Annotated in this window: 16 protein-coding genes and 1 riboswitch; of the genes, 7 read left to right on the top strand and 9 right to left on the bottom strand. The window is 51.7% G+C overall.

What is annotated here, in order from left to right; translation table 11 throughout:
* Nucleotides 1-16 precede the first annotated feature (16 nt).
* Together L1D43_RS05825 and L1D43_RS05820 are read left to right on the top strand one after the other, a co-directional pair.
* Nucleotides 17-805: a thioredoxin domain-containing protein gene (locus L1D43_RS05825; RefSeq protein ID WP_239850288.1), complete on the top strand. Its 789-nt coding sequence runs from the start codon at nt 17-19 to the stop codon at nt 803-805.
* Between the two features lie 478 nt (nt 806-1283).
* Nucleotides 1284-2993, top strand: a complete 1710-nt coding sequence (locus tag L1D43_RS05820) for a hypothetical protein (protein ID WP_239850287.1) — start codon at nt 1284-1286, stop codon at nt 2991-2993.
* Between the two features lie 408 nt (nt 2994-3401).
* On the opposite strand, the gene L1D43_RS05815 is transcribed toward L1D43_RS05820, so the two are convergent.
* From L1D43_RS05815 to L1D43_RS05790, 6 genes are all read right to left on the bottom strand, one after another.
* The gene (locus L1D43_RS05815; protein ID WP_239850286.1) at nt 3402-5462 is read right to left on the bottom strand and encodes an Ig-like domain-containing protein; all 2061 of its coding nucleotides are present in this window, start codon (nt 5460-5462) and stop codon (nt 3402-3404) included.
* A 71-nt stretch (nt 5463-5533) separates the two neighbouring features.
* A riboswitch (cyclic di-GMP riboswitch) is annotated at nt 5534-5619 on the bottom strand.
* Between the two features lie 607 nt (nt 5620-6226).
* Nucleotides 6227-6946 (bottom strand): lipopolysaccharide kinase InaA family protein, encoded by a 720-nt coding sequence (locus L1D43_RS05810; protein ID WP_239850285.1) that lies wholly within the window; start codon nt 6944-6946, stop codon nt 6227-6229.
* Nucleotides 6947-7149: 203 nt separating this feature from the next.
* On the bottom strand, nt 7150-7329 hold the full coding sequence (locus L1D43_RS05805) for a Trm112 family protein (RefSeq protein ID WP_041511559.1): 180 nt from the start codon (nt 7327-7329) through the stop codon (nt 7150-7152).
* 22 nt (nt 7330-7351) lie between these two features.
* Nucleotides 7352-8365, bottom strand: coding sequence for a tetraacyldisaccharide 4'-kinase (lpxK, locus tag L1D43_RS05800; protein ID WP_239850284.1), 1014 nt, complete (start codon nt 8363-8365; stop codon nt 7352-7354).
* Between the two features lie 5 nt (nt 8366-8370).
* Nucleotides 8371-10185 carry a lipid A export permease/ATP-binding protein MsbA gene (msbA, locus tag L1D43_RS05795; RefSeq protein ID WP_239850283.1) on the bottom strand — a complete coding sequence of 605 codons (1815 nt, stop codon included), beginning with the start codon at nt 10183-10185 and terminating at the stop codon, nt 8371-8373.
* A 35-nt stretch (nt 10186-10220) separates the two neighbouring features.
* On the bottom strand, nt 10221-12494 hold the full coding sequence (locus L1D43_RS05790) for a DNA internalization-related competence protein ComEC/Rec2 (protein ID WP_275659052.1): 2274 nt from the start codon (nt 12492-12494) through the stop codon (nt 10221-10223).
* 43 nt (nt 12495-12537) lie between these two features.
* Between L1D43_RS05790 and L1D43_RS05785 the strand changes: the two genes are divergently transcribed.
* Together L1D43_RS05785 and L1D43_RS05780 are read left to right on the top strand one after the other, a co-directional pair.
* Entirely contained in the window at nt 12538-13044 is a 507-nt protein-coding gene (locus tag L1D43_RS05785) for a DUF2062 domain-containing protein (RefSeq protein ID WP_041511563.1), read from the top strand.
* Between the two features lie 369 nt (nt 13045-13413).
* Nucleotides 13414-14769 carry a diguanylate cyclase gene (locus L1D43_RS05780; RefSeq protein WP_239850282.1) on the top strand — a complete coding sequence of 452 codons (1356 nt, stop codon included), beginning with the start codon at nt 13414-13416 and terminating at the stop codon, nt 14767-14769.
* A 27-nt stretch (nt 14770-14796) separates the two neighbouring features.
* Here the strand turns inward: L1D43_RS05780 and lolE are convergent, their stop codons facing one another.
* From lolE to L1D43_RS05765, 3 genes are read right to left on the bottom strand one after another with little or no spacing between them, the layout of a single operon-like run.
* Nucleotides 14797-16050 carry a lipoprotein-releasing ABC transporter permease subunit LolE gene (gene lolE, locus L1D43_RS05775; RefSeq protein WP_239850281.1) on the bottom strand — a complete coding sequence of 418 codons (1254 nt, stop codon included), beginning with the start codon at nt 16048-16050 and terminating at the stop codon, nt 14797-14799.
* The gene (gene lolD / locus L1D43_RS05770; protein WP_239850280.1) at nt 16047-16748 is read right to left on the bottom strand and encodes a lipoprotein-releasing ABC transporter ATP-binding protein LolD; all 702 of its coding nucleotides are present in this window, start codon (nt 16746-16748) and stop codon (nt 16047-16049) included. The genes lolE and lolD overlap by 4 nt, the downstream gene beginning before the upstream one ends.
* A gap of 3 nt (nt 16749-16751) precedes the next feature.
* On the bottom strand, nt 16752-17984 hold the full coding sequence (locus tag L1D43_RS05765) for a lipoprotein-releasing ABC transporter permease subunit (protein WP_239850279.1): 1233 nt from the start codon (nt 17982-17984) through the stop codon (nt 16752-16754).
* 95 nt (nt 17985-18079) lie between these two features.
* On the opposite strand from L1D43_RS05765, the gene L1D43_RS05760 reads away from it, so the two are divergent.
* From L1D43_RS05760 to L1D43_RS05750, 3 genes are all read left to right on the top strand, one after another.
* Entirely contained in the window at nt 18080-18661 is a 582-nt protein-coding gene (locus L1D43_RS05760) for a hypothetical protein (RefSeq protein ID WP_239850278.1), read from the top strand.
* A 75-nt stretch (nt 18662-18736) separates the two neighbouring features.
* Nucleotides 18737-22219 (top strand): transcription-repair coupling factor, encoded by a 3483-nt coding sequence (mfd, locus tag L1D43_RS05755; protein ID WP_239850277.1) that lies wholly within the window; start codon nt 18737-18739, stop codon nt 22217-22219.
* A complete protein-coding gene (locus L1D43_RS05750; RefSeq protein WP_239850276.1) occupies nt 22212-23150 on the top strand; it encodes a peptidoglycan binding protein CsiV in 939 nt (312 codons plus the stop codon). The genes mfd and L1D43_RS05750 overlap by 8 nt, the downstream gene beginning before the upstream one ends.
* The last annotated feature ends 73 nt before the right edge of the window (nt 23151-23223 follow it).

Genomic DNA, 23223 nt, shown 5'->3' with positions numbered 1-23223 from the left:
AAACGAGGATCGACTTATGCCATCAACTCATTCGACAGTGATTGTCTGCCTATCTTTACTGTTTTTCGCTGCAGCCTGTCAGCAAACAAATGATGACAAACAAGAACAGGAGATTGCCTATCTGAAACAAGAGGTTGGCCAACTTCAACAACAAGTGGCCATCATGGGCAGTCAGATCAAAGAGATACACACAGTAGTCATGAGAGGCCAGAAGCTGCAACATCGCAATCTACCGACACAAAACAACCCAGCTGAGGATGGTAAACTCCCCTCCATAGGAAAAGCCACGGCTCGAATAGCCATCATTGAATTTTCAGATTTTCAATGCCCCTACTGCAAGCGATATATGGACAATACCTTCACCAAGATCAAGAGCGACTATATCGACACCGGCAAGGTGAAGTATATCGCCAGGGACTTCCCTTTAGGTTTTCACCCTAAGGCCAAAGGGGCTGCCATTGCCGCCAACTGTAGCCTGCAACAAGACGCCTATTGGCCTATGCGCGATGCGCTATTTAAAAACATGCGACAGCTAGGGGACAAACTCTACCAAGACACGGCGACACAGCTCTCTCTGGACATGACTAAATTCGCTGCCTGCCTGAAAGATCAAGCCATCATGAATAAGATTAAGCAAGATATAAGCTATGGCTCATCGGTAGGTGTTCGTGGTACCCCAAGCTTCCTAATAGGAAGACTGGAGAACAATCGGCTGCTCAAACCTAAGCTTCTTACCGGGGCGCAAAGTTTTGACGTCTTTAAAGCCAGCATAGATGCCCTGGAACCGTCTCCCCAAGCCAACTAACTCAAATAAATCGCCGCAAAGTGTTTTTGAGCGAAGGACCTTTAATTTGCTCACTTTTCAACTTTGCGGCGCAACAACTAGGCTCGCACAATATCTCTCATTTAGCTTTGCCAAAAATTGACGAATCCGAAACTCTTTTCGCCCATCACTAGGCTCTTGTCCACCTCAAGTTTGAACTTTGCACTGTGTTCCACATTTGTAACACACCGGCTCCCCCACCTAAACCATAAACCACACAAAATATTTAATATCAGCTACTTACTCTTTTGGCCTAATGCTTGCTGTTAATAGAACATCGATTTGGATACTGCATATGGACAGCCTTTTTTTCACATCCTCTGCAGTTACTAAAAAGCGGCATACGCCGAACAAGTAAGTCTAAGTAAACACTTTTGAGAAAATTATCCTGGTTTTGATGGCAGAAGTTAAGCCATAGCAACAAGGAACAGAAGTCATCAAATTTGTAGGAGATACGACAATGAGATTCAATAAACTTGCAATCATGTGTTGTGCAGCCTGCTTTACCGCTGCGAGCGCATTTGCCGCCGACGATCAACTCGAACTCGACGGTAACGTTAAAAATAATGGTATGAATGACTGGGAGCAAGTCCTCATCGACGGCGCTGGAGCAATAGCAATTTCAGTCGATAGAGAAACAGGTCAAGCAGGCGTTATACCGGATCTGCCACCCAAGACAATCTTCTGGAAAGGGGGCTCGAAAGATATCAACGATGTCACCGAGTGGTGGTACAAGGACGGTTCCGTCCCCGATAAGGATGATATCAGAAACGGTATCGCCGCGGCCTATCGTGACGGTAATAACGATCTCATCTTCTATTTTGGCGCCGACCGTTATGCCAACAGTGGTGACGCGATCTTCGGTTTCTGGTTCTTCCAGGCCGATGTCGGCCCTGACGGAGCCAATCGATTTACCGGTCAACATACAGATGGCGACCTATTTATTGTGATGGAGTATCCACAAGGCAGTAATGCAGAACCCTTCGTACAAGTCATGGAATGGCTTGAAGGCGGCGGTGATGTGTCAGACAACCTGAAAGTGCTCTACAACTCTGAGGCCGATGCAGCCACCAGTGCTAAATGTGACGCGCTAAATGTGGCGGAAGAAGCCTGTGCAATCACCAACGAAGACGACTCACAGGAGACAGTGTGGGACTACATGGCGAAAGATGGCTCAACAGCTACATATCCCCACGAATCATTCTTTGAGGGTCGAGTAAACGTTAGTGAGATCTTGGGCGATAATATCCCATGTTTTAGCAGCTTCTTAATTGAAACGCGTTCCTCTCGTTCTGAAACCGCTCAGCTTAAAGATTTCATCGGCGGTGAATTCCCACTATGTAGTATCATGGTCACTAAAACCTGTAAGGTAGAAAGACTAGCGCTAGCCAGTGACAACACAACGAAAACCTATGTCGCTTCATTCGAAGCAACCGTTACCAATGACGGTTCGGGTGCTTATGATGCTGACTTCCCACTCATGCTAGTGGATGATGCGGGTACACCTCTGGACACAAGCGATGATGTTGTCATTGACGAAACAGTTGGTTATTTCAACGGCGGACTAGGACTCCCAGGTGGAGAATCGTTCACCTATTCAGGCACTTTCTTTACCGATGACAATCCACCAATGAACACCATCGAGGCAACTGTAGACTTTGGTAGCTCCTCAGCTAGCGACGAATATACTATTGAATGTAGCTCTTTGGATCTCAATCCAGCGATTGATTTGACTAAAGTCTGTACATCTGAGCTAGTCGAAGATGGCGGAGAGGTAATATTGAGTGTCGATTACGATATCGTCTCTTGTAACTTAGGTGATGTCCCACTAGACGCAACCATTACTGATGCGACCGTTGATTTATTGGCATCTTATACATTAGACATAGCACAAGCCTGTGAACTCGATACAGACTGTGCAGTCGGTAGTTGTGACAATGGTCTATGTCTAGAAGCACCTGGCCTAGTCAATGGTGATCCAGTTTGTGCAATAATATCTGACACTTACAGACCTAGCACGCTACCTACTGGCAATAGACTGAATTCTCAAAATACAGTCACTGTTTCTGCATACTCAATATTTGATGTAGATGAAATTGAAGAATTGACAGATGAGGTAACGGCAACCTGCCCATTATGCCCAATACAACCTGAACCTCAACCTGAATAGAGCTTGATTCTGAAATATGACAAAGCCACCTACTTATCGCAGGTGGCTTTTTTTAGCCCGCATGATAAAAGACGTGTTGGCATTGGTGATAATAATCGTAAAGGCTTAGACTTAGTCGAGTCTTTGTCTCCCCAAGGTATTACCATTCACCTTGACGAAATCATCTCTCGACCAATATCCACCTAACAGACGAAATGTCACTCTGCCACTCTCGATTTCCCATCCTCGGCACCTCAAGAATGGGCACTTTAGGTAACGGATTCTGGGATGCATAGCAAATAGCGGCGGCAAGCCACAAAGCCCTGAAAGAAATCACAGCACAATTGCAGGAAGCCTTGTTGTGACTACTTGTCAACGCCAACAAAAAAGGGCCTTATGGCCCTTTTTTGTTAAGAATATACTCTAAAACTATCTGTTCTTGCCTTTACCACCAGGCTTTCCACCACCGTCGCCAGAACTAGTTGTCAGGCTGACTTTAACGGTTGCCGTGGCCTGCAACTCACCATCGCTTATCGTATAAGTAAAGCTATCGCTCGACTTAAATGACTTAGCAGGTATGTAAGTGATAGTGTTATCGCTATTAATCACCACACTTCCCTTAGCCGGTGCGCTAACCGTAACAACAGTAAGCTGATCACCATCGGCATCGCTATCATTGCCTAATACGCTAATAATGCCACTTGTCTTACTACTAAGTGTCAGTGTATCTGCCAGGGCAACTGGTGCCGTGTTAACACTCGTCGCTTCTACCGTGATAGTTTGCAACAGTTCAGCATTCGTCTTACCGTTACTAGGTGTTGCAACCAAGGCGAGCTGCTGAGCACCTACATCACCATTAACTGTCAGGGTATAATTAACGGTAACAGTCTGCTGTGGTGCCAGCGTCATGGCAGATTGCTCCCACTGACCAGTCCATCCTGTTGGCAGAGTCGCGGCAAGTGACACATTGGTGCTTGGACAATCTGCAGAATCGTTGTTAGTCAGGCTATAGCTTAAGCTTTTTTGCTCCCAGGTTTGCATACTACCCGAAGACATAGCGGTTAAACTTGGCGCCTTGGCGATACAAGTGGTTGCGCTTGAGTGACTAATGCCTACTGTTGCCTGATAGCCGTCAGCTGCCAGCAGCTCAATTGTCACGCCATTATCTGCATCATAAAAAGTCTGGCCAACACCTATGGTACTATCGGTCCAATCGCTGCTGGTGCTCATGGGCGTACTATCGAGTAGGTAGCTGCTACCAGGCGTGTTTTCAGTCCCCTCACGCAGAATAATTGAATCTGCTAGGTTGGCATATTTGTCGAATAAAAATGCATCAAATCCCGTTGGAGTGCGATATTCCAAGTAGTAGTAGCGTGCATTACCATTCGCGTCGTTACCAAGATAGACTTTTGCAGCAAGGGTGCTGTTGCTTTCTAAAGATTCGTAATAATCTAAGGTGATCACTTGGTCACTGGTCACAGTGGTAACTTGATTATTTAACCAACCCAGGCGTTCCTTTTGGAATGCGTTGAAATGGGCTCCCTCGTCGGCTCCCCCCATTGCATCGTAGATATCACCGTACTCAGTTGTTGAACAAGTCCCTTCGCTAACAGACTCACCACAATCTTTGCTGTGCGAGTGATGTAACCCAAGGTTGTGGCCAAGTTCATGTACAACTGTCTTAATCTGGAAATTTTTAATCCAGGTACGCCCAGGGTAACCTGCCACAGTGCCCTGACCAGACCAACGACAACCCAGATTTGCTTCGATCACATACATCACGTGATCATAGTCATTTGGCTCAAAGCCTTGATCACGGGCTATTATGTCGGCTTCGTTACCGATAGCTGTGGTATCACATACAAATTTATCAAGCGGAAGGGTCAAATATCCTATGGTATCGCCGCTCAAACTGACGTTCCCATTTGAGTTTTCCAGATAGAATGCATTACCTTGATTAAAAACCAAGTCATTCGCTTGTTCGACACTTGCATATTCACTCGAAGAGTTTTCAAATTTCACCAGCATCACTAGCACGCTGCGGTCACCGGTCACGGTGATGGCATCTAAACTGCTAGTCGTCGAAGTCGCAGAGCTGACTCCGCCGTCAAATAAGGTAATTTGCTCAGGATAGAGATTAGGATTTTTAAGCACGCTATTTGGCAGCGTAACTTCCTGGCCATTTATCAGCTCGAGGTTTTTCCCAACAAGATTGAAAGGCACGACACTGCCGTCGTCCAGCGTCAACTTATGATGTAATTCTGGGAGTTTTCCATCCTGATAGTCGGTATAGGCAACACTCAAGACACCTTTTAGTTGATGTTCACCGACTTCGCTTTGAGCAATTGATATAGATGAATGAGTATCTGCATGAACAGGGATAATAGCTGACGCAGACAGTAAGCCAGCCCCCATTAAACCAAAACCGAGGGTTTTCAGGAAAGTAGATGTAGAATCGGTACGCGCAACAGCGCAATGAACTGAACTCATAGCTAGGACCTCTCAAAGTCAACATCACTTCGAAAGCTCCAAGTACAAGTACAAGGCTCTATCAACGCTCATTCGGTAGCCCAGCCACCCTTTTGCTATGCAATTAGGGCCTGTGGCTTTGCGTACATTAATTACTTAATGCTTGCCGTTTCGAGAGTGCTTTCGAACTAAACCTCTAGGCGGCTTCAGCCCAGAGAGTTCGGGCATTCTAGCAATTAATCTCAGTCAATCTCAACCAAAAATTGATCATTTTTTAATCAATTTTTAAAACCCCATGAAAATCAATGCACAACGAATAGCCAAAAGTTGTCAAAACAACAAACCTTGGTGTAAAACTCGGCACAGAATCACATAAAAAGTTTATTTCACCAAACTCTCAACGCAACGCAGAATTAAAACCCGAGACAGCAAGTTTTACCTCATCATGCACAAGCGATCGCGTCGTTCTGACATAGAATTGACTGCAGGAGGGATGAAAAGCGGGAGAAAGCTTAGGGTCTGTTTATCTTTTGAGAACAAATTTTGTTCTAATTGAGCACGTTCAAATCGCGGCATGAGGCTTGAAGTATAGTTATTCTATATAAAAGCCGAGTAACAAAGAGTTGAACGTGCTCAAGACGAACCCTGCGGGCAGCGTCTGTATCATTTTTCTACTGGGTTATCACTCATTGATGTAGTGCACTACATTACAATCGCTCTGCCTTATATAAAAGCGATACAGAATGCTGCAAAAATGAACGCGAAAGATAAACAGGCCCTAGTAATTAATGGGTCTGTTTAAAGTGACGCAGAAGCCAATAGACAGGACGAAGATCCTTTCCACCGATAGATTTTAGCGGCGCAATAAGATAGTTAAGCCACTGCCACTTCTTCATCTCTTGCTTTGAAGTCTGCCAGAGCGACTCTCCCCCCGCAGCACGGTAGGCAGCAATCACAGGTTCAACAATCTCTGGATGGGGTCCTATGTAGCGATACAGGCTATGGATATAGACGAGGAGATCTCTGATCTGCTGCCTATGCATATCGCTGTCTTGCTGGTTTGCCTCGAAATCGATAAAGGAAACATTACCCGCTTGCCAGCAGATATCCCTTAGGGCGGGCCTGCCGTGAGCCAAACCTTTTAGATGCAGTTGAGCCAACCCGGTTGCACTATCCTGTAATATCTTGAGCTTCTCGGCCTCATCGATCTCAGCATTTAACCAAGCATTAATCGGCATGCCTACGTCGGCCACTACCAGAAACCCTTCACCGCTGGCAACCAGTTCGGGCACGGGAGCCCCTTTCTTGGCGAGTTGAGTAAGAGTTGCTATCTCAAGCTGCAGTGCCGCCTGGGGCTGGGACTTTAGCCAGCGCATGGCGCCGGTGAGACACTCTGCCTGTTTAAGCCAATACTTGCGACCTTGGTATTCGAAACTAACTATTCGTTCGCCCTGATGTTCGACAAGCAGTTTATCAATCACATGTTGAAGGCTAGAAACAGTCACACAAGATACTCCGGTAAAAGTGAAAGGGGATTATGTGTGCAAGCTTGCGCAAATGCAATCTTCAGGGGCGTAAGCGGGGAAACTATGAACGACACCAGACTGACTGATAGGTGACGACTGCGGGGAGAAAGCGAGAGACGTATCGACCGACACGTCTCAAGAATGCCACGCGATAAACGGAGGCACTTTTTACACCAAGCGGCTTAAGCTTCTTCGTTCCAAGGGGTCGCCTTGTTTTCAAGCAATACGGGGATCCCTTCGTTAATCGCATAGACCAAACGGTCTGCCTTACAGATAAGCTGCTGATTAGCTTTGTCATATTCAAGCTTCCCCTTACATACAGGGCAGGCAACTATCTCTAAAAGTTTCTTATCAAACGCCATGTTAATTTCCTTGTTGTACGTTTTAGCGCCGCTCAAGCAGCGTTAACAATTGCTGTTCAAATTCTGGTGCTATCTTGGCATCTACCGGCAGATACCACCAGTTAGACTTTGCAAAATCGCGACATTTAACCGCATCTTTCTCTGTCATTAGCACACCTCGCCCCGCCGCGACCGTCTCTATGGCTTCGAGGCTGTAGGCCTGATGATCGTCAAAAGCATGTTGGTGAACGGGATGAACCCCAATATGGGTTAGGGTATCGAAAAATCGCTGTGGATTGCCTATCCCGGCGATAGCCAGATTCTCAGAAAGCGGATTATCGGCTAGGCTCTCAGTTAAATTAGCTGAGACCAGCTCGCCGTCGGCCACCCTGCGCCAATTGCCGGGGGACAGCGCCATCTCAAACTCCTCCGGATGGGCGCGCTCACCATTGACTAAGGTAAAATCGACTGTGCGCTGACGCCAGCGTCCCTCTCGCAGGGGCCCTGCAGGTAACAGCAGACCATTACCGAAACGGCGTTTGCCATCGAGCACTAAGATCTCGATATCCCGTTCGAGTTTATAGTGCTGCAAACCATCGTCGCTGATGATCACATCCACCGCCTGCCAATCCATCAGGGCCTTACCCGCCGCCACGCGATCGCTACCTATCACCATAGGCACCTGAGTTCGCGCGACTATCATGGCTGGTTCATCGCCTACTTCATTGGCTGGCATGCCAGCGATAACTCGCTTACAGCCGGAAAACTCGACGCCGTAGCCGCGGCTGATCACCCCAGGGCGATAGCCATTACGGCGAAGCAGTTCGATGAGATAGATGACCGTGGGGGTCTTGCCGCTGCCACCGACCGTGATGTTGCCCACCACAATCACAGGCACATCGAGCCGCGCGCTTGCCTTAAGCCCCAAACGAAACAGCTGTCGTCTGAGGCTCGTCAATAGATAAAACAAGCCACTGAGTGGCAGAAGCAGCAGTACAAGCAACCAGTGAACACCGGGCTGCCTGTCATACCAGAGACGATTAACCAACGCCTGCATTGTGCTTAGCTACCAAACTGCATCTGGTACAGGTTGTAATAGATCCCCTGCTTGGCCAGTAGCTCGCTATGGGTGCCGCGCTCGACCACCTTGCCCTGATCGACCACCAAGATCTGGTTGGCATTTTCAACCGTCGACAAACGGTGAGCGATCACGATCGAGGTGCGGTTCTGCCTGAGGTTATCCAGCCCCGTCTGAATCGCCTTCTCCGATTCGGTGTCCAGCGCCGAGGTCGCTTCATCGAGTATCAACAGGGGCGCATCTCGCAGTATCGCCCTGGCAATGGCGATACGCTGACGCTGACCACCTGAGAGCATGACGCCGTTCTCCCCGACCTGGGTATAGATCCCCTCGGGCATGTTACTGATAAACTCCCAGGCATTGGCGAGCTTAGCGGCATCTATGATCTGCTCCTCACTCACCTCACCCGGGTAGGCATAGGCAATGTTAGCTGCAATGGTATCGTTGATAAGCGTCACCTGCTGTGAAACCAGGGCCACCTGACGACGCAATGACGCCAGCTTATAGTCTCTCAGGCTCACATCATCCAGGCGAATATCACCGCTTTCGAGATCCGAGTAGAAGCGGGTGATAAGGCTGGCTATGGTCGACTTACCGGAACCGCTGCGCCCCACCAGGGCCAGGGTCTCGCCAGGATTGACCTGAAAATCTACATCTTTCAATGCCAAGCCTTCCTGATTGTCATAGCGGAAGTTGACCTTATCGAAGCTCAGGCGTCCCGCCACTCTTTGCGTCTCATAGGTGCCATTGTCCACCTCGGCCGGCGTGTCTAACACCGCAAAGATGGTACTACAGGCGGCGATACCCCGCTGAAACTCGGCGTTGACACGGGTCAGGCTCTTAATTGGCTGCAACATGGCGAGCATGGCCGCCAAGATGGTCGCAAAGGTACCTGCGGTAAGATCTGCACGCATGCTCTCAAGGCTTGACGCGTAGAGCACGAAGGCCAGCGCCAGGGAGCCAATCACCATTACCAAAGGCTGGCTGATTGCCTGGGCCAGGGCCAGTTTCATGGTGCGCGAGCGGTTATCGTCGTTCACCTTGGCAAAACGCTGGGACTCGGCCTGCTGACCACCGAAGACCAACACATTCTTATGGCCTTTAATCATCTGCTCGGTGACCGAGGTCACCCCACCCATGGCGGTCTGGATCTGTTTAGAGACCTTACGGAATTTACGGCTGACCACGGCAATCACCAGGCCAATCAAGGGCCCGACAATCAGGATACAGAGCGAGAGTTTCCAGGAGTTGTAAAACATCACCCCCAACATACCAATCACAGTAATACCGTCACGCACTATGGTGATCAACGCACTGCCGGACGCTCTGGCGATCTGCTCGGTATCGAAGGTGACCCGGGAGATCAAATTACCGCTGCTCTCGGCATCGATATAGCTGACGGGCAGCTTGAGATAATGTTCAAACACCTGCTGACGCATATCCATGATCATGCGCGCGCTGATGTAGGAGATGCCGTAGGTAGATAAAAAGTTAGCCAGTCCCCTGAGGGTAAACAGGCCAATCACCACAAAGGGCGCGGTTTTTAACACATCACTGTCGGAGTTAAAGCCGCCACTCATGCCGAGATCGACGCCTTCCACCAAACCGGGAGTGGTCGGTACATTGCTGGCAAAGCCCTGATCGATAAAGGGTTTAATTGAATAAATAAAGGTTGCGTCCACCAAGCCATAAAGCACTAGGCCGAACACAGACAGAAATAACACCCCTTTAAGCGGGACAAGATAGGTCAGCAGTCTAAGAAAAACGCTGCTAACTTCACTTTTCGAAGCATTTGTCATTCGGGATTCTATCAATAGATGCAAAAAAGTGTATTCTACTCTGGATTGCCAAACTCACCAAATTCAAAGCGTTGATTATACCAAAATGGCGCCAAATCCCGGCGATAACCCGAGACTAAAACGCCCTCTTCGTCCAGCGTTAAACTGAGCTGACCATTGTCTCCAGTGCTGTATTGGCGCGCCTTTGTCTCGCTGAAGCGCCTAACCACATCGGCCTTGGGAAAGCCATAACGATTGTTGAACCCAGCCGCATAGAGCACTATGTCTGGCGCACTTGCCTGAATAAAGGTGCTGCTCGATGAGGTATTGCTGCCGTGATGCGCAGCGATCAACACGGTACTGGTCACCTCTGGCGTCTGCGTCAGGAGCGACTGCTCACCCTCACGCTCGATATCCCCGGGGATAAGCACGCTTCGACTGCCGTCACTTATCCGAACTATGCAGGAAGCATTGTTGCCAACGCCAGCCTCTCGCGGCCCCAGTAGCTCGACGGTTAGTCCCCGCCAGTGCATGCTCTTGGGGCGACAGTCCATGGCACCAGGATAGTCGAGGTCAGTCACAAGCTTGACCTCAGGATGCTGGGACAACAAATAGTTGGCGCCGCCGGCGTGGTCGTTATCCCCATGGCTCAACACCAAGTAATCAAGCTTGCCTATACCACGGTAATGCAAGAAGGGTTGGATCACCCTTTCTGCGTAGCTAAAGTGCTCACCGAAGGCGGCGCCGGTATCATAGATTAATCCATGCCCCTGTTTCTCGACCACCAGGCTCAGCCCCTGCCCCACATCTAACAGATGGACCTGCCAACGGCGAGGATCTGTCATCCCTTGAGGTAAACACCACAGACAGAGTGGCATGAGAAGCACCAAGGGCATCCAGCGCCAGGCGCCTGAGGCAAGTCGCCAACAGATAAAAGCAAGCAGGCTAAACAGTAGGGCCGAAACAAGCTGCATCGAGGCTGGCAACCAGTGAACAGGAAGTTTGCCTAACCAGTCGAAAGCTAAGGTCATGGGTGAAATGGCAAGATCTAGCAGATAGAGGGGTAAGCTCACGGGCATGCCGATATAGATGCTAGTTATCCATGTTATCAAGGCCAAGAAGCTTAGCGGGATCACCACCAGACTAAACCAGGGTACGAAGATTAGGTTAAATATCAGGGCGTAGGGCGCAAAGCCGCCAAACAGCAGCCCCTGCAAAAGACCCAAGGATAAACTTAACCGCCACTGAATCTGCCACAACTGGCCAAGGCGGTATGTCAGCTTCTGCAAAGACGATAAGCGCTCATCAGGCTCGGACGCTGATTGGCCGAACCAGAGAATGATCGCCAGCGCGCCGAAGGAGAGCCAGAGCCCGGCACCGAGAATACTCAAGGGGTCCAGCAACAATACGATGAAGAGCGCCCATAGCAGCCGCTCGAATGGCGAGGCATAGCGCCTGATAAGCCCAAGCCAAATCACCATAACCAACATGATAAGCGCTCGCTGGGTCGGCAACCCCAGTCCGGCAAGAAAGGCATAGAGGCCGCAACAAACCAAGGCCACTAAGGCGATGGCTTGGCGATTGCCAAGTCCCAGACGAGGACGCAAGCACCCTAAAAGATAGCCTCCCAGCCCCATAACCCAGAGCGCCAGTACCGACAGATGCAGCCCGGAGATGGTCACCAGATGGCCGGTTCCACTCTGCCTTAGCCCCTGCCAATGCGCCTCGCTTATCTGCTGCTTATCCCCCAGCATGAGCGCCAGCATCAGATCGCCATTGGCGAATGTGGCCACGGCCTGCCGCAATGGTGTCAGTAGCCCTGCCCGCATCCCCCGCGGCGGCGATAGACGCTTGGCCGCTATTACCCTGCCCTTGCCTATGATGTGCTTAGACAACAGATAGGCCTGCTGATTAAATCCCCCCTGATTAAGCACGCTGGTGATCGGCTTAGGGGCAAGCGTGAATAGCCACACCTCACCTATGGCGACTTTTTGTTCGCTTTGCCAGCGCAAGCGCAAATATTTATCAGGAAATTGAAGAGGATGGTCGGTCAAAATACGAATATCGGCATTTATCCAGTCGCCGTTTCGATAAACTAGTGATATGATTTCGCCCCTTACTGTTGGCGGCTCGCTGGAATTTTCAGGCGTAAAAACCAAAAGTTGGTGGCAAAATAGACTCATCCAAGCTATAGCCAGAAGGCAACCAGCCAATAATTTTGACCATTTCAGCATGATGACGGCAATGACTAACACCACACATGCAAGTGAAAGGGTCGGCAAGGCGGGCCAGAGCAGCGCGGAGATGAGGGTGGCACAATAGCCAAACATGAATCGATTCATAATGAATAATTTAAGACTGCAACACTAAGCTATGCCAAAAAAATTCATTCAACGATATATGCCCAAACCCGAGACGCTGCAGAATCATAAACACCTGCAGATGTTCGGTAAGCTGCTACACAAACCTAACCTCTGGGCACTGAATCGACGCTCCGCTCCCCTCGCCTTTGCGGTCGGCCTGTTTGTCGCTTGGATCCCCATGCCGTTTCAGATGGTATTAGCCGCGGCGTTAGCCATATTGTTTAACTGTAACTTACCTGTCGCCGTCGCGCTGGTGTGGGTCACCAATCCTGTTACCATGCCCTTTATGTTCTACGCCGCCTACCTCTTTGGCGCCAAACTACTCGGCCACCCCCCCCAAGAATTTGCCTTCGAAGCCAGCTGGCAATGGATAGAGGCCTCACTCTTCACCATAGGCCCACCATTCTTGCTGGGTTGCCTGGTGTTTGGGATCATCTTTGCGGCCTCGGGTTACTTTGTCGTTCACAACCTGTGGAAGTACTCGATCCTGTTTAAGTGGAAGAATCGCGCCAAATAGTGATGTTTCACACTACATTGGTTACCCGGCATTAGTCACCGGGCAGTACATCTATGCCTCTTAAACCTCGCGACCTATTGCCTTGAGTTGTGACCCGGGCTTAGCTCACTTGATCACACAAGCAGTTAGCCTGGTAAGCAGCTAGTCACTTAAGCATTCACTTAACTAAATCATTACCCCGATATCGACGATCACACTGGGTTAATCATCACCCACAGCATAAGCTGCTGAAATTGCCCCTTCGCATCTCATAGAAACTTAAGATAGAATGAACAAATTGATCACAAGGTTAACGCTTTGTATCTACCTAAATGACATGCCCTAGATGAAGTCGCTCGTTAGAATAATCACAATAAATGCAGGAAGGCCATGCACTTAAATTCAAATAGAAAACATGTCGCGATCTTCGCATTGCTCTCCTGCTTATTTCTGCTCGCCGCAGTGATCACCATAAGTGCGCTAACAAAGTACTTTGTTAACAATGAGATCCAGCAAGAAGAGGAAAACCTGCGCAAAAACCTGGCGCTGCTTCGCTTCAACTTCGAGGCCACCATCTATAAAGACACCTATCTGGCCGATAGTCTGGCCACAGTGGTGACTATAGACCCCGATTTTGCCATGAAAAACTGGCATGTGATCGCCGCCAAACTGCTCGACAAGGCGCAGTACGTACGCAATGTCGCCATCGCACCAAACAATATCATCTCCTTAGTCTATCCCCTCAAGGGCAACGAGAAGGCGGTGGGCTTCGATTTTCGCACTCAGCCAAATCAGCTAAAGACAGTGCTACTTGCCAAGGAGCAGCAGTCGGTGTTTATTGCCGGACCGGTGAATCTGGTGCAAGGTGGGCTGGGCCTTATCGCCCGCTACCCTATCTTCAAAGACTATCCCCAAAACACCCAATATTGGGGCGGGGTGAGCGTGGTGATGAACTATAACCAGTTACTGTATGATACGGGGATCACGCAATTTCAGGGCGGCGATATCGCCATCAAGAAACAGCTAAACGCTAACGAAGCGGAACAGGTTTTCTATGGCGATCCCGGTATTTTTGAAGATGCCGATGTGATCTATCCCATCAAGTTGCCCAGTGCAACCTGGAACCTGGCCGCCAAATTTCATGTTGAAAATCTCTCCCGCATCAATCATCTGCGCCTAGGCATAGTCGGCACGGGCACGGTCGCAGCCTTTACCCTGTATATGCTGATGCTGCTGCTGTTTCGTAACTATCAGCACACCCACAGGGCGGCCCTGCACGATGAATTAACCCATCTCCCCAACCGACGTTTCATCATCAATGAGCTCGACCGCGTGATGAACAAGCATAACCAGCCATCTTTTACCTTACTCAACATAGATCTGAACGACTTTAAAAGGGTGAATGACGAACTGGGACATGAAGCGGGCGACGAGTTGCTAAAATATGTCGCCAATCGTCTAGTGACAGAGGTGGGGATTAAGGGATCGGTCGCGCGATTTGGCGGCGATGAGTTTCTCATCTTGCTCTATGACGTTACCGACGGGCAGGAGATTGAAGCCATCATGGCTCACATCACCCAGGCGATAGAGTCCCAGCCTTTCTGCTGGCGATCACAGCAACTGACGCCTTCGCTCAGCATAGGCTACGCCACTTTTGATGGGCAAAATGCCGACATCAAAGAGTTACTCTCCGATGCCGACAGGCGGATGTATCAACAAAAACGCGCCTACCGGGAAAGTCACTAAAGACTATTCCTAATTTACGACCTAGTCTTAGCGCCCGGCCAATGCCTCGGCGGGATGGATGCGGCTCGCCTTCCAGGCCGGATAGAGGGTAGCCAGCAGGCTCATCACCAAAGCAAGTGACACCACCAGCATCACATCCAACAGATGCAGCTGTGATGGCAAGAAATCGATGAAATAGACATCGGCCGATAAGAGCTGCACGCCAAACAGCTGCTCGATACCGCTGGCGATAGAACTTAGATTCAGCGCAAGGGTGATCCCCAGCCCCGCACCAATCAAGCAACCCAACAGGCCATTTAGCGCGCCCTGCACCACGAAGATCCCCATGATGGTGGCCTTGGCCATCCCCATGGTCAGCAAGATGGCGATCTCCGACTGCTTGTCACGTACCGCCATCACTAAGGTGGAGACGATATTGAAACAGGCCACGGCGATCACCAGCGCCAGCACCAGATACATCACGGCGCGCACCAGCTGAATGTCCTGATAGAGATGGCCTTGGGTACGGGTCCAGTCCGACAGGTACATATATTGCGACTGGCTATAGCCCAAGGTGCGGATCAGCTGCGGCGCGGCGAAAACATCGTCGACCTTGATGCGGATCCCGCTCACGCCCTCACCCAGCCCCAACAGTTCGGCGCCGTAATCCAGCGAGATATAGGCCGTCGTCAGATCTAGCTCGCCGCCAAGCTCAAAGATACCCGCCACCTTAAATTGATGACTCTTGGCCGAGCCCAGACCTCGACCCGCAGACTTACCCGCGAGGTTCGGCGTGTAGAGACTTAGAGTGTTGCCAAGCGACAACCCCAGGGCATCGGCGAGCCCCTTACCCAGCACTATGTTGTTCTCTTTAGTGGCCAGCGCCTGCCAGGCAGGTTCTGGCATAAAGTCATCTATGTTTGACACCTTGGCTTCTAGCGCTGGCGTGATGCCGATAACCGTGAGCCCTTGAAAGCCACCAGGCTTCTGAATCAGCCCCTGAATGCGCACAAAGGGTGCGCTGGCCAGAATGCCTGGGATCTTCTTGGCATCCTCGGCTATCTGGGGCCAATCATGAAGCGGCTCATTCACCCCGGTCAACTCTCCATGGGGCACGACCCCCAGCAGACGCTGCTCAAGCTCCTGCTCGAAGCCGTTCATGGCCGACAGTACTGTGATCAGCACGGCCACCCCAAGGGCGATACCCGCCGTCGAGGCAAAAGAGATGAAACTGATAAAACGATTGGACTGACGCGCCATGTAGAAGCGCCAGCCTACCCAGAAGGCGAGTCTCTCTCTCATGCCATCTCCCAGGCGCTTAACTGTCCATCTTGCATCTTAAGTTGTCTGTCCATGCGCGCGGCCAGCTTAGGATCATGGGTCACCACCACAAAGGCGGTACCCAGCTGGCTGCCCAGCTCACGGATAAGCTCATAGACGGTATCGCCGCTCGCGGCGTCCAGGTTTCCGGTAGGCTCGTCGGCCAACACCAGTTTCGGGCGATTGATCAGCGCCCTGGCTATCGCCGTACGCTGGCGTTCACCACCCGACATCTCGGCCGGTGTATGATGCAGCCTGTGCCCAAGGCCCACGCGATTAAGCAGCTCTGTCGCCTCCTGCTCAACTTCTTGGCGCGGCCGCTTCTGGATAAGTCCAGGCATGGCCACATTTTCAAGCGCGGTAAACTCGGGTAAAAGGTGGTGAAACTGGTAGATGAACCCCAGCTCCTGATTGCGGATAGCCGCCTGACGTGATGGTGACAGCCGATAGAGATCTTCGCCGTCAAACATCACCTCACCACTGCTCGGTTTATCTAAGGTGCCCATGATATGCAGCAAGGTACTCTTACCCGATCCCGAACTGCCAACGATAGCCACCTGTTCGCCCTTGGCGATACTGAGGCTAACACCGCTGAGCACCTGGGTGTCTATGCTGCCTTCGTGATAGCGCTTGCTAACGTTATTGACTTGAAGTAACAAAGATTTTTCCTGTTGGGTCATAGATCATTCGTACCTTAAAGCTGTGGCTGGTTGCACGCTTGCCGCCCGCAGCGCGGGATAAACGGTCGCCAAAAATGTGATTGCCAGGGTGCCGACCACGATAAGGGACAACTGCCCCCACTCGAGTTGCACCGGCAGGCGTTGACCAGCCCCAAGCACATGAATGCCGAGCGCCGAAAAGAGGGTGTTAATATTCAAAGTTGCCAGTACGCCGATAACCAGGCCGCCCACCAAGCCTAAGACGGCATTGAGGGAGCCCTGGATCATGAAGATCCCCATGATGCTCCCTGTGGTCAGGCCCTGGGTTTTCAGCACGGCAACATCTGTGGTCTTATCCACCACCATCATCACCAGGGCCGAGACGATATTGAAGGCAGCCACGGCGATGATGAGACTCAGCATAAGCGACATCATGTTCTTCTCCATCTTCACCGCCGAAAACAGATGCCCATAGCTCTCACGCCAATCGCTGGTGGTGACGCTATCACCCGCGGCCTCAAACGCGGCCTTGACCTTAGGCGCCAGTTTGCTTGCCTTGAAGGGGTCGGCCAGATAGAGGCGCAGCGACTTGATCTCATTTGGGGATTTGCGCATCAGGCGCAGCGCATCTTCATGGTGTATATAGGCAAGGCTTGCATCGACCTGGGAGCCCATCTCGAAGACGCCGGCCACGGTAAACTTACGCTGACTCGGTACCGGCCCCAGCGGTGAATAGACCACGCCATCGCCGCTCAACACACGAAGCCTGTCGCCGGGCTTCACATCCAGGCGGCGCGCCAGCTCGGCGCCTATAACAATGCGGTATTTGCCCGCCTCGAGACTATCGAGGGAGCCATTGAAATGGCGGTTAAGCCGCGCGAGATTGTCTTGCTCAAGTTCGGGATAGATGCCATAGATCTGCACCGCGCTGATGCTACCCGGTGCCTGCAACATGGCCTGGGTGGCCACGCTCGGGCTCATGGCCAAGATCTGCTTGCCATCGACAAGGCTGGATGCGACAGACTGCCAGTCACCAAGATGCTGCTCACTGTGCACCGTCAGTTGCGGCACCGCGCCCAAAATGCGCTGCTTGAGCTGCCCCTCTAGGCCATTCATCACTGAACTGACAATGATCAGCGCCGCCACCCCAAGCAAGATCCCCGATACGGCAAACAGGGTAATAAATGAGGCAAATGGATTGGCCTTACGTGCTCGCCAGTACCGGTAACCTATGGTCCAAGATAACGCTAAATTCATGTTTGGCAGGGTCTCTTTATATCAGAGCCTTGATAAATCATTAAGATGGGCACGATAATAGGGGGAATAGCCCCCTAAAAACAAGAGGCAATCCGTTGAACAGCCAATCAAACTCCTATTTTAGCGTCGCGCATGGGTTCGCCGCTTACCTATCGCCCTGGCCTAAGGAGCAGCCGCTGCCCAACGACCATGAACTCAGAGCCATGCTGCCCCTCGGTATGCAGCTCATCAGCCAAGTGAAGGCGATGGAAGCCGATTGTCTGCTGCAACTTCGAAACCTAGATGATGAGGCGCGCACCGTAGTCGACTACCTCAAACTACAGTCGCGCAAAATCGATCTTGTGCTGCAGCATGTGCTGGAGCAGCAGACCCACGAGGGTGAAAGGTGCAGTGGGCTCCATTTTGGCGGCAGCGGTATACATATCTTAAGCCCAACAAAGCTTGTGCCCGGCGAGGCCTATCGCATCACCCTACATATCAGGGAGGCGCTTATCGCCATTCTCTGCATCGGTGAGTGTACCCGCTGCGAAGAGGAAGCCTCTGAGGGCGGTTTCGATTGCGAGCTCAGCTTTATCGAAATTCTCGATGAGGACGTCGAGCAACTGGTGAAAGCCAGCCTAAATATTCAACAAAAACAATTACAACAACGTAAAAAGCAGCAACAAACCCCAAGGTAGTTTTCACTGGCACTGACGGGGCTAAGTCTCTACAATGACCGCATCATTGTCGATTGTTGGCCTTAGTCTGTTTTCATGAATGCTTTCTCCATCCTCACACCACCTAAAGTCAAAGGGGTCAAATCCCCGCAAACTCTGAGCCAATTAACCGGCGCCGCCCAGGCGATCAGCCTGGCTAAATTGTGCGAGCAGCACAGTGGCCTGACCTTAGTGGTGACGCCAGATACGCCCAGCGCGCTCAGGCTAGAGGCCGAGCTAGGCTACCTGTTAGCGCCACAAGACGTGCCTGTCATGCTCTTCCCCGACCGGGAAACCTTGCCCTATGACAGCTTCTCGCCTCACCAGGACTTGGTATCCCAGAGGCTAGAGACTTTATCCAGGATCCCGAGCGCAGGCCATAGCCTGGTGATAGTGCCCATGAGCACCCTGATGGTGAAGTTGCCGCCACAGTCTTTCTTAACCGGCAATGTTCTGCTTCTCAGCAAGGGCGACAACTATCCATTAGAGGCGGTGCGCAGCCAGCTGGTCAACACCGGCTATCATCATGTAGAGCAGGTTTACGAGCATGGCGAGTTTGCCGTGCGCGGCTCTATCATAGATCTCTTTCCCATGGGGGCCCAGAGTCCATACCGCATAGAGCTGTTCGATGACGAGGTCGAATCCATCCGCGAATTTGACCCTGAGACTCAGCGTTCCAGCGGCGAGATCCAATCGATTCGCCTGCTACCGGCCAAGGAATTTCCGACCAATGACGCCGCCATCGAGGGTTTTAGGCAGCGCTACCGCCGCCAATTCGAGGTCGTGGTCAAGGAGCCCGAGTCCATCTATCAGATGGTGAGCCGCAAGGTGATGCCCGCAGGGATTGAGAGCTACCTGCCGCTGTTCTTCGATGAGACAGCCAGCCTGTTCGACTATCTACCAGGTGAGTGTCAACTGGTGCAGGTAGGCGATCTCGAAGGTGCGGCTAGGCACCACCTGCAGGAGATCCACCAGCGTTATGAGAATCGCCGGGTCGATCCCCTCAGGCCACTGCTGCCGCCAAAAGACCTCTACCTGCTGACCGAGCAAGTCTTCGAAGCCTTTAAGCAGATGCCACGCTTCCTGGTCAAGGGCAATGAGGCAACGGGCACCAGCATCGCCGCACAGGTCGAGCCATTACCTGACATCACCGCTAACCACAAGCTAAAGCAACCGCTCATTAGCCTTAAAGCATTTGCCGATGGCGGCATGCCAATCCTGTTCTGCGTCGAATCAGAGGGCCGCCGCGAGGCGCTGCTGGAACTGCTGGCCAAGATAGAGATAAAACCAGCACTGGTGGACCATCTGGATAGCTTCAGCCAAAAGCCTCAGCCCTTTGGTTTGATTGTCGCGCCGCTGGCTCAGGGCGCCATCTATCACCCTAAGAAGGGTCAAAGCTGGGCCCTGGTGTGTGAAACCGAGCTGTTTGGTCAGCGCATCGCCCAGCAACGTAGGCGCGATAAACAGCGTCAGGTCAGCCAGGATGCCCTGATTAAAGATCTGGCGGAACTCAAGGTCGGCCAGCCCATAGTCCATCTTGATCACGGCGTCGCCCTCTATCAGGGGCTGGAGACCTTAGACACCGGCGGGCTGGTGGCTGAGTATCTCAAACTGGAATACGCCGGCGGCGATAAGCTCTATGTGCCTGTCGCCTCCCTCAACCTCATCAGCCAATACAGCGTCGGCGCCGATGATTCGCCACAGCTCAATAAGCTGGGCAACGAGAGTTGGACCAAGGCCAAGCGTAAGGCAATTGAGAAGATCCGCGATGTGGCCGCCGAGCTGTTAGACGTTTACGCCCGCCGTCAGGCTCGTCCCGGTGAGGCCTGCAAGCTAGATAGAGAAGAGTACGCTCAGTTTGCCGGCAGCTTCCCCTTCGAAGAAACCGTGGATCAGGAAACCGCCATCGATGCCGTGCTCACCGACATGTGCAGCCCCATCTCGATGGACAGACTAGTGTGTGGCGATGTGGGCTTTGGTAAGACGGAAGTGGCCATGCGCGCCGCTTTCGTTGCGGTCAACGACGGCAAACAGGTGGCCATCTTGGTACCTACCACCCTGCTGGCCCAGCAACACTATGAGAACTTCAAAGACAGATTTGCCGACTGGCCAATCAAGATAGAGGTGATGTCTCGCTTTAAAACCGCCAAGGAACAACAGGCGGTACTCAAGCAGCTGGAACTCGGCCAAGTGGATATCGTCATTGGTACCCACAAGCTGCTCCAGTCCGAGGCTAAATTTGAAAACCTCGGCCTGCTCATTATCGACGAGGAACACAGGTTCGGCGTGCGTCAGAAGGAGAAGATCAAGGCGCTGCGCGCCAATATCGACATCCTCACCTTGACGGCCACCCCTATTCCGCGCACCCTCAACATGGCGATGTCCGGCATGCGGGATCTCTCCATCATTGCCACACCGCCGGCCAAGCGCCTGGCGGTGAAGACCTTTGTGCGTGAGTATGACGACGCCACGGTGCGCGAGGCGCTTCTGCGTGAGATATTAAGGGGCGGCCAGGTCTATTTTCTGCACAACAGCGTCGAAACCATAGAGAAGCGCGCCCGTGAAATCGAGGCTTTGCTGCCCGAAGCGAGAGTGATCACCGCCCATGGCCAGATGCGCGAGCGCGAGCTGGAAAAGGTGATGTCAGATTTCTATCACCAGAAATACAATGTGTTGGTATGTACCACCATCATAGAGACCGGCATCGACGTTCCCAGCGCCAACACCATCATCATAGAGCGCGCCGACAACTTCGGCCTGGCACAGCTACATCAGCTGAGGGGACGAGTCGGACGCTCCCATCACCAAGCCTATGCCTACCTGATGACACCGCATCCTAAACGCATGACCAAGGATGCCGTCAAGCGCCTGGAAGCCATCGGCGTACTGGAAGATCTCGGCGCAGGCTTCATGTTGGCGACCCAAGATCTTGAGATCCGCGGCGCCGGGGAACTCTTGGGTGATGAGCAGAGCGGCCACATCTCCAAGATAGGATTTACCCTCTACATGGAGATGCTCGAAGATGCGGTGAAATCCCTCAAGGAGGGCAAGGAGCCGTCACTTGATCAGATGCTCAGAGGACAGTGCGAGATTGACCTGCGCATCCCTGCCCTGCTGCCGGAAGACTATGTGGGCGACGTCAACATCCGCCTGTCACTCTATAAGCGTATCGCCAACTGCGCCACGGCGCAGGCACTGGACGAGTTAAAGGTCGAGCTTATCGACCGCTTCGGCCTCTTGCCACAGGCGACCAAGAACCTGATGGAAGTCTCCCTGTTCAAACACCAGGCGACGGCACTCGGCATCGCCAAGATAGAGATGCATGCCAAGGGCGGCAGCCTGGAATTTAATAACGACCACTGTGTCGATCCTGGCTTTATCATAGGGCTATTACAGAGTCAGCCACAAAATTATCGTATGGACGGCCCAAGTAAGTTAAAATTCTTGATGCCAACAGAGACAGACAAGGATAGGTTAGCCCTGTTATCCCTGATCATCTCTCAACTCATGCAAAATCGCCTTGGAGAACCCCGTGCTTAAAAAGAGTCTTTTATTGGTGACCACCCTCGCCTCACTATCCGGCGCCGCCTGGGCAGACAATGAGCGCTGGTTTGAGGTGGAAGTTTACCTGTTTGAGCGTCAGGGAAGTCAATTAGAAGAAACCTTGGCAAGCCCTGGCAATCGCCACACGCGTCAACCGATAGACATGATCTCGCCGCTATTTGCCACAGATATTACCGGCGCCAGCCTAGGCCTTGAGGGCTGCAACGCACAGCAGTGGCTGGAAACGCCCGAAGAATGCGACAAGCAACTTCAACAGGCACAGGTGACTCACCCAAGCCAGATCCCAGCAACCATAGGCGCCCCGACACCGCAATACGCCACCCTGGGCGCGGGCACAGTCTTATTAGCCGACTCTCAGTCGCAGTTTGGTGCGATGATCGACACCTTAAAGCGCGAGGCAGGACACAAGAGTCTGCTACACATGACTTGGCAACAGTCTATGCTACCTCGTCATCAGGCCAAGCCTGTGCGCCTCTATGGCGGCGAAGATTATTCAGACCGCTTCAATGAGGATGGCTACGCGGTGAATGCTGCGCCCCAGCTCGATAACAGCGACATTCCCCAGTTTAATTTCGATTTGAATTTCGAGGAAAAGCAGGCGGAGCCTATTTGGGCACTCGACGGCACGCTCAACATCTACCTGAATCACTACCTCTATGTGGAAACGGCGTTAACCCTGCATAGAGCAGGCAGTAAAACACCGCCTCAAACTGAGGATGAAACCCTTGTGAGCCAGATACCTTATCTGCACAATATCTATATGACACAGAATAAGCGAGTGAAGAGCGACGAAATCCATTATTTCGATCACCCTAACATGGGCATGATTTTACAGATCAGAAAGATGGAACAGCCAGGTGAGCGTCCCTCAGAGTTGAGCCAACCGAGCGTCATTCCGCAAAACTAGCTTAATAGCCAGAAGCTAATAGTAAAAACTAACTCTTAGAGAAGAGGCAGAGCGAGAAGAGGTAGCGCTCATC

It is taken from the genome of Shewanella sp. Isolate8 (genome assembly GCF_022398495.1).
GTDB classification, from domain to species: Bacteria; Pseudomonadota; Gammaproteobacteria; order Enterobacterales; family Shewanellaceae; genus Shewanella; species Shewanella aquimarina.
This window is presented reverse-complemented; position numbering and strand designations above follow the sequence as displayed.

Bases quoted from the DNA above. Each gene is read 5' to 3' on its own strand.
- L1D43_RS05825 (WP_239850288.1), top strand. From the start codon at position 17: ATGCCATCAACTCATTCGACAGTGATTGTCTGCCTATCTTTACTGTTT.
- L1D43_RS05820 (WP_239850287.1), top strand. From the start codon at position 1,284: ATGAGATTCAATAAACTTGCAATCATGTGTTGTGCAGCCTGCTTTACC.
- L1D43_RS05815 (WP_239850286.1), bottom strand. From the start codon at position 5,462: ATGAGTTCAGTTCATTGCGCTGTTGCGCGTACCGATTCTACATCTACT.
- L1D43_RS05805 (WP_041511559.1), bottom strand. From the start codon at position 7,329: ATGGCGTTTGATAAGAAACTTTTAGAGATAGTTGCCTGCCCTGTATGT.
- lpxK (WP_239850284.1), bottom strand. From the start codon at position 8,365: ATGCAGGCGTTGGTTAATCGTCTCTGGTATGACAGGCAGCCCGGTGTT.
- msbA (WP_239850283.1), bottom strand. From the start codon at position 10,185: ATGACAAATGCTTCGAAAAGTGAAGTTAGCAGCGTTTTTCTTAGACTG.
- L1D43_RS05790 (WP_275659052.1), bottom strand. From the start codon at position 12,494: ATGTTTGGCTATTGTGCCACCCTCATCTCCGCGCTGCTCTGGCCCGCC.
- L1D43_RS05785 (WP_041511563.1), top strand. From the start codon at position 12,538: ATGCCAAAAAAATTCATTCAACGATATATGCCCAAACCCGAGACGCTG.
- L1D43_RS05780 (WP_239850282.1), top strand. From the start codon at position 13,414: ATGCACTTAAATTCAAATAGAAAACATGTCGCGATCTTCGCATTGCTC.
- lolE (WP_239850281.1), bottom strand. From the start codon at position 16,050: ATGAGAGAGAGACTCGCCTTCTGGGTAGGCTGGCGCTTCTACATGGCG.
- lolD (WP_239850280.1), bottom strand. From the start codon at position 16,748: ATGACCCAACAGGAAAAATCTTTGTTACTTCAAGTCAATAACGTTAGC.
- L1D43_RS05765 (WP_239850279.1), bottom strand. From the start codon at position 17,984: ATGAATTTAGCGTTATCTTGGACCATAGGTTACCGGTACTGGCGAGCA.
- mfd (WP_239850277.1), top strand. From the start codon at position 18,737: ATGAATGCTTTCTCCATCCTCACACCACCTAAAGTCAAAGGGGTCAAA.